The sequence below is a fragment of the uncultured Amnibacterium sp. genome, from assembly GCF_964244015.1.
Classification (GTDB): domain Bacteria; phylum Actinomycetota; class Actinomycetes; order Actinomycetales; family Microbacteriaceae; genus Amnibacterium.
In genome coordinates this window covers 1-4878 of record NZ_CAXTHO010000170.1, presented here as the reverse complement: position 1 = coordinate 4878, position 4878 = coordinate 1, and the positions used below count along the sequence as shown (strand labels likewise).

General features: G+C 68.5%; 9 protein-coding genes. All 9 read left to right on the top strand.

Going from position 1 to position 4878, the window contains the following annotated elements; translation table 11 throughout:
* The first annotated feature begins 380 nt into the window (after positions 1 to 380).
* On the top strand, positions 381 to 689 hold the full coding sequence (gene rpsJ, locus ACFE67_RS14095; protein ID WP_297343784.1) for a 30S ribosomal protein S10: 309 nt from the start codon (positions 381 to 383) through the stop codon (positions 687 to 689).
* 10 nt (positions 690 to 699) lie between these two features.
* Complete coding sequence (gene rplC / locus ACFE67_RS14090) at positions 700 to 1353, top strand: 50S ribosomal protein L3 (RefSeq protein WP_375407505.1); 654 nt, start codon at positions 700 to 702, stop codon at positions 1351 to 1353.
* A gap of 2 nt (positions 1354 to 1355) precedes the next feature.
* Positions 1356 to 1982 (top strand): 50S ribosomal protein L4, encoded by a 627-nt coding sequence (rplD, locus tag ACFE67_RS14085; protein ID WP_375407504.1) that lies wholly within the window; start codon positions 1356 to 1358, stop codon positions 1980 to 1982.
* A gap of 20 nt (positions 1983 to 2002) precedes the next feature.
* Positions 2003 to 2296 (top strand): 50S ribosomal protein L23, encoded by a 294-nt coding sequence (gene rplW, locus ACFE67_RS14080; RefSeq protein WP_375407506.1) that lies wholly within the window; start codon positions 2003 to 2005, stop codon positions 2294 to 2296.
* A gap of 17 nt (positions 2297 to 2313) precedes the next feature.
* Positions 2314 to 3153: a 50S ribosomal protein L2 gene (gene rplB / locus ACFE67_RS14075; protein WP_375407503.1), complete on the top strand. Its 840-nt coding sequence runs from the start codon at positions 2314 to 2316 to the stop codon at positions 3151 to 3153.
* Positions 3154 to 3181: 28 nt separating this feature from the next.
* Positions 3182 to 3463: a 30S ribosomal protein S19 gene (gene rpsS, locus ACFE67_RS14070; RefSeq protein ID WP_375407502.1), complete on the top strand. Its 282-nt coding sequence runs from the start codon at positions 3182 to 3184 to the stop codon at positions 3461 to 3463.
* A 24-nt stretch (positions 3464 to 3487) separates the two neighbouring features.
* The gene (gene rplV, locus ACFE67_RS14065; protein WP_375407501.1) at positions 3488 to 3898 is read left to right on the top strand and encodes a 50S ribosomal protein L22; all 411 of its coding nucleotides are present in this window, start codon (positions 3488 to 3490) and stop codon (positions 3896 to 3898) included.
* Positions 3898 to 4647, top strand: a complete 750-nt coding sequence (rpsC, locus tag ACFE67_RS14060; protein ID WP_375407500.1) for a 30S ribosomal protein S3 — start codon at positions 3898 to 3900, stop codon at positions 4645 to 4647. Before rplV ends, rpsC begins: the two co-directional genes overlap by 1 nt.
* Positions 4647 to 4878, top strand: a 232-nt coding sequence (gene rplP, locus ACFE67_RS14055) for a 50S ribosomal protein L16 (RefSeq protein WP_375407499.1), incomplete at its 3' end; no start/stop codon positions are given. The genes rpsC and rplP, both read left to right, overlap by 1 nt.

Below are 4878 nucleotides of genomic sequence, written 5' to 3'. Positions count from 1 at the left end.
TGCGACACGCCCGGGTTGCACCTCGTCCTGGGGCGTGGCAAGATATCGGGGTTCCACATTCCGGGTGGATCGCTGCACAGCGTGCACGCGGGCCTCCGGATCACTGTCAGGCAGTACACGGTCGAAGGACCGGGTCGCGGGCAGCAGAACACCTCGGCGCTTTCGGTGCCAGGACCTCCGGGTCGTGGTGAGGGCGTGCGCAGACGCGCTGCGGACTCGGTCCGCCTGTGCGGGTCTCGCATGCGCGGGCGGACGTCGACACCCAAAGCAGAACAGCGGTGCGGATCGTGCTGCGCCCTCGGGGAGACCCGGAGGTGCGGGGCGGGTCGGCCGGCAGGCCACGAACCGCGCGTCTCAGGCGCGCACGGAACGAGGAATCCATGGCGGGACAGAAGATCCGCATCCGACTGAAGTCGTACGACCACGCTGGGCTCGACAGCTCCGCGCGGAAGATCGTCGACACGGTGACGCGTGCCGGTGCGCAGGTCGTCGGCCCGGTGCCGCTGCCCACCGAGAAGAACGTCATCGTCGTGATCCGCTCGCCGCACAAGTACAAGGACAGCCGCGAGCACTTCGAGATGCGCACCCACAAGCGCCTCATCGACATCATCGACCCGACGCCGAAGGCCGTCGACTCGCTCATGCGGCTCGACCTGCCCGCGGACGTCAACATCGAGATCAAGCTCTAGGGAGGAACGGATGTCCACTGCGACCCGCACGTTCTCCGGGCTCCTCGGCACGAAGCTCGGCATGACCCAGGTCTGGGGCGAGGGCAACAAGCTCGTCCCCGTCACGGTCATCCAGGTGACCCCGAACGTCGTCACCCAGATTCGCACGATCGAGAAGGACGGCTACGTCGCCCTCCAGATCGCCGCCGGCGCCATCGACCCGCGCAAGTCCAGCAAGCCGGAGGCCGGCCACTTCGCCGCCGCCGGGGTGACCCCGCGCCGCCATGTCACCGAGGTCCGCACCGCGAACGCCGCCGAGTTCACGCTCGGCCAGGAGCTCTCGGTCGACCTGTTCCAGGCCGGCAAGAAGGTCGACGTCGTCGGCACCAGCAAGGGCAAGGGCTTCGCCGGCGTCATGAAGCGCCACAACTTCAAGGGCGTCTCCGCGAGCCACGGCTCGCACCGCAACCACCGCAAGCCGGGGTCCATCGGCGGCTCCTCGACGCCGTCCCGCGTCTTCAAGGGCATGCGCATGGCCGGCCGGATGGGCGGCGAGCGCGTGACCGCGCTCAGCCTGACCGTCCACGCGGTCGACGTGGAGAAGGGTCTGCTGCTCGTCAAGGGCGCAGTCCCCGGTGCCAGGGGCCGTCTCGTCTTCGTCCGCGACGCCGTGAAGGGAGCCTGACCATGGCCCAGAGCACATCAACGCAGGCGCAGAACCTGCCGCCCGAGCTGTTCGACGCGACCACCAACGTCCCCCTGATCCACCAGGTGGTCGTGGCGCAGCTCGCCGCCGCTCGTCAGGGCACGCACAAGACCAAGAACCGCGGCGAGGTGTCCGGTTCCGGTGTCAAGCCGTTCAAGCAGAAGGGCACCGGCCGCTCCCGTCAGGGATCGGTCCGGGCCCCCGAGCATCGCGGTGGAGGCGTGGTCCACGGACCGACGCCGCGCGACTACTCGCAGCGCACCCCCAAGAAGATGATCGCCGCCGCGCTGCTCGGCGCGCTCTCGGACCGTGCCCGTGCCGGCCGCATCCACCAGGTCGCGCTCGACCTGGGCGGTGTGCCCTCCACGAAGGCGGCCGCCGCAGCGCTGGAGGCGACCCGGAACGGCAAGCGCCAGCTCGTCGTCCTCGACCGCGGCGACCTGGTCGCGCTGAAGAGCCTCCGCAACCTGAAGGGTGTCGAGGTCCTGTACGTGGACCAGCTGAACGCCTACGACGTCCTGAAGAGCGACGACCTCGTCTTCACCCCCGCCGCCCTCGAGACGTTCATCGCGTCGAAGGGCTCGTCCGCCGAGGAGGTCTCCGCGTGAGCGCCGTCGACACGAGTGCCATCAACTACAAGGACCCGCGCGACATCATCCTGCGTCCCGTGGTGTCCGAGAAGAGCTACGGCCTGATCGACCAGGGCAAGTACACGTTCCTCGTGGACCCCCGTGCGAACAAGACCGAGATCAAGCTGGCGATCGAGAAGATCTTCGGCGTCCAGGTCAAGGCCGTCACCACGGCCAACCGCACCGGCAAGACCCGCCGGACCAAGTTCGGCACCGGCAAGCGCAAGGACACCAAGCGCGCCATCGTCTCGCTGAAGTCCGGGACCATCGACATCTTCACGGCAGTCGGCTAGGGCCGGAGGGGAATCACATGCCTATTCGTTCGTACAAGCCGACCACGCCGGGCCGCCGAGGCTCGTCGGTGTCCGACTTCACCGAGATCACGCGCTCCACGCCCGAGAAGAGCCTGCTGCGCCCGCTGCCGAAGACCGGTGGCCGCAACGCGCAGGGTCGCATCACCACCCGGCACATCGGTGGCGGGCACAAGCGCCAGTACCGCGTCATCGACTTCCGTCGCTCCGACAAGGACGGCGTGAACGCCCGCGTCGCGCACATCGAGTACGACCCGAACCGCACCGCGCGCATCGCGCTGCTGCACTACGTGGACGGCGAGAAGCGCTACATCCTGGCCCCGACCAGGATCAAGCAGGGCGACGTCATCGAGACCGGTCCCGGCGCGGACATCAAGCCGGGCAACAACCTGCCGCTGAAGAACATCCCGGTCGGCACGGTCATCCACGCGATCGAGCTCAAGCCCGGTGGCGGCGCGAAGATGGCCCGCTCCGCGGGCGCCTCCGTGCGCCTCGTGGCGAAGGACGGCCCGTACGCGCAGCTGCGCCTGCCCTCCGGCGAGGTCCGCAACGTGGACGTGCGCAACCGCGCGACGATCGGCGAGGTCGGCAACGCCGAGCAGTCGAACATCAACTGGGGCAAGGCCGGCCGCATGCGCTGGAAGGGCGTCCGCCCGACCGTCCGCGGTGTCGCGATGAACCCGGTCGACCACCCGCACGGTGGTGGTGAGGGCAAGACCTCCGGTGGTCGTCACCCGGTCACGCCGTGGGGTCAGGCCGAGGGCCGCACCCGGCACCCGAACAAGGAGAGCGACAAGCTCATCGTCCGCCGCCGCAACGCCGGCAAGAAGCGCAAGTAGCCGAGACAGAAGAGAGAGACGCAGCAACATGCCTCGCAGCCTGAAGAAGGGCCCCTTCGTCGACGACCACCTGCTGACGAAGGTGCAGAACCAGAACACGAACAGCTCGAAGCAGGTCATCCGCACCTGGTCGCGCCGCTCGATGATCATCCCCGCCATGCTCGGCCACACCATCGCCGTGCACGACGGCCGCAAGCACATCCCCGTCTTCGTGACGGAGGCGATGGTCGGGCACAAGCTCGGCGAGTTCGCCCCCACCCGCACGTTCCGCGGGCACGAGAAGGACGACAAGAAGGGTCGTCGCCGCTAACCGCGGCGACGGAAGGAGACAGTCATGGTGGAGTCCACCGCGCGGCTGCGGCAGGTCCGCATCACCCCGCAGAAGGCCCGTCGCGTCGTCGACCTCATCCGCGGCAAGCAGGCCGCGGAGGCCCTCGCGATCCTCAAGTTCTCGCCGCAGGCCGCGGCGACCCCGGTGTACAAGCTCGTCGCCTCGGCGATGGCGAACGCCAAGGTCAAGGCCGACGCCGAGAGCAGCTACCTCGACGAGCAGGACCTCTTCATCCAGAGGGCCTACGTCGACGAGGGCACCACGCTCAAGCGCTTCCAGCCGCGAGCCCAGGGCCGTGCGTTCCGCATCAACAAGCGCACATCCCACATCACCGTCGTGCTGTCGACCCCCGTGGCCGACGCCGAGAACTCGCCAGTGCAGAAGAAGACAGTGCAGAAGAAGGGGAACCGCTGATGGGCCAGAAGGTCAACCCGTACGGCTTCCGCCTCGGCATCACCACCGATCACACCTCGCGCTGGTTCAGCGACTCGCAGAAGGTCGGTCAGCGGTACAAGGACTTCGTGGCGGAGGACGTCGCGATCCGTCGCCTCCTCCTGAAGAGGCTCGACCGTGCCGGCGTGGCGAAGATCGAGATCGAGCGCACCCGCGATCGCGTCCGCGTGGACATCCACACGGCGCGCCCGGGCATCGTGATCGGCCGCCGCGGCGCCGAGGCCGAAGCGATCCGCACGGATCTCGAGAAGCTCACGAAGAAGCAGATCCAGCTCAACATCCTCGAGGTCAAGAACCCCGAGGCCGAGGCGCAGCTGGTCGCGCAGGGCATCGCCGAGCAGCTCTCCGCTCGCGTGGCGTTCCGCCGTGCGATGCGCAAGGGCCTGCAGAGCGCGCAGCGCGCCGGCGCCAAGGGCGTCCGCGTGCAGGTATCCGGTCGCCTCGGCGGCGCGGAGATGAGCCGCAGCGAGTTCTACCGCGAGGGTCGCGTTCCCCTGCACACGCTCCGCGCGAACATCGACTACGGCTTCTACGAGGCCAAGACGACGTTCGGCCGCATCGGCGTGAAGGTCTGGATCTACAAGGGCGACATCACCGCCAAGGAGCTGGCGCGCGAGCAGGCGTCGCAGCCCGGTCGCACCCGCCCGCAGCGCGACGACCGCCGTGGCGGCGGACGCCGCAACGACTCCCTGGAAGGGGCGAACGCCTGATGCTGATCCCACGTCGCGTGAAGCACCGCAAGCAGCACCACCCGGGTCGTACCGGTCAGGCCACCGGCGGCACCAAGGTGTCGTTCGGCGAGTTCGGCATCCAGGCGATCACCCCCGCCTACGTCACCAACCGGCAGATCGAGTCCGCTCGGATCGCGATGACCCGCCACATCAAGCGAGGCGGGAAGGTGTGGATCAACATCTACCCCGACCGTCCGCTGACCAAGAAGC

What these genes read in the sequence shown, in the direction of transcription:
- rpsJ (WP_297343784.1), top strand. Translation starts at nt 381, where the DNA reads ATGGCGGGACAGAAGATCCGCATCCGACTGAAGTCGTACGACCACGCT.
- rplC (WP_375407505.1), top strand. Translation starts at nt 700, where the DNA reads ATGTCCACTGCGACCCGCACGTTCTCCGGGCTCCTCGGCACGAAGCTC.
- rplD (WP_375407504.1), top strand. Translation starts at nt 1,356, where the DNA reads ATGGCCCAGAGCACATCAACGCAGGCGCAGAACCTGCCGCCCGAGCTG.
- rplB (WP_375407503.1), top strand. Translation starts at nt 2,314, where the DNA reads ATGCCTATTCGTTCGTACAAGCCGACCACGCCGGGCCGCCGAGGCTCG.
- rpsS (WP_375407502.1), top strand. Translation starts at nt 3,182, where the DNA reads ATGCCTCGCAGCCTGAAGAAGGGCCCCTTCGTCGACGACCACCTGCTG.
- rplV (WP_375407501.1), top strand. Translation starts at nt 3,488, where the DNA reads ATGGTGGAGTCCACCGCGCGGCTGCGGCAGGTCCGCATCACCCCGCAG.
- rpsC (WP_375407500.1), top strand. Translation starts at nt 3,898, where the DNA reads ATGGGCCAGAAGGTCAACCCGTACGGCTTCCGCCTCGGCATCACCACC.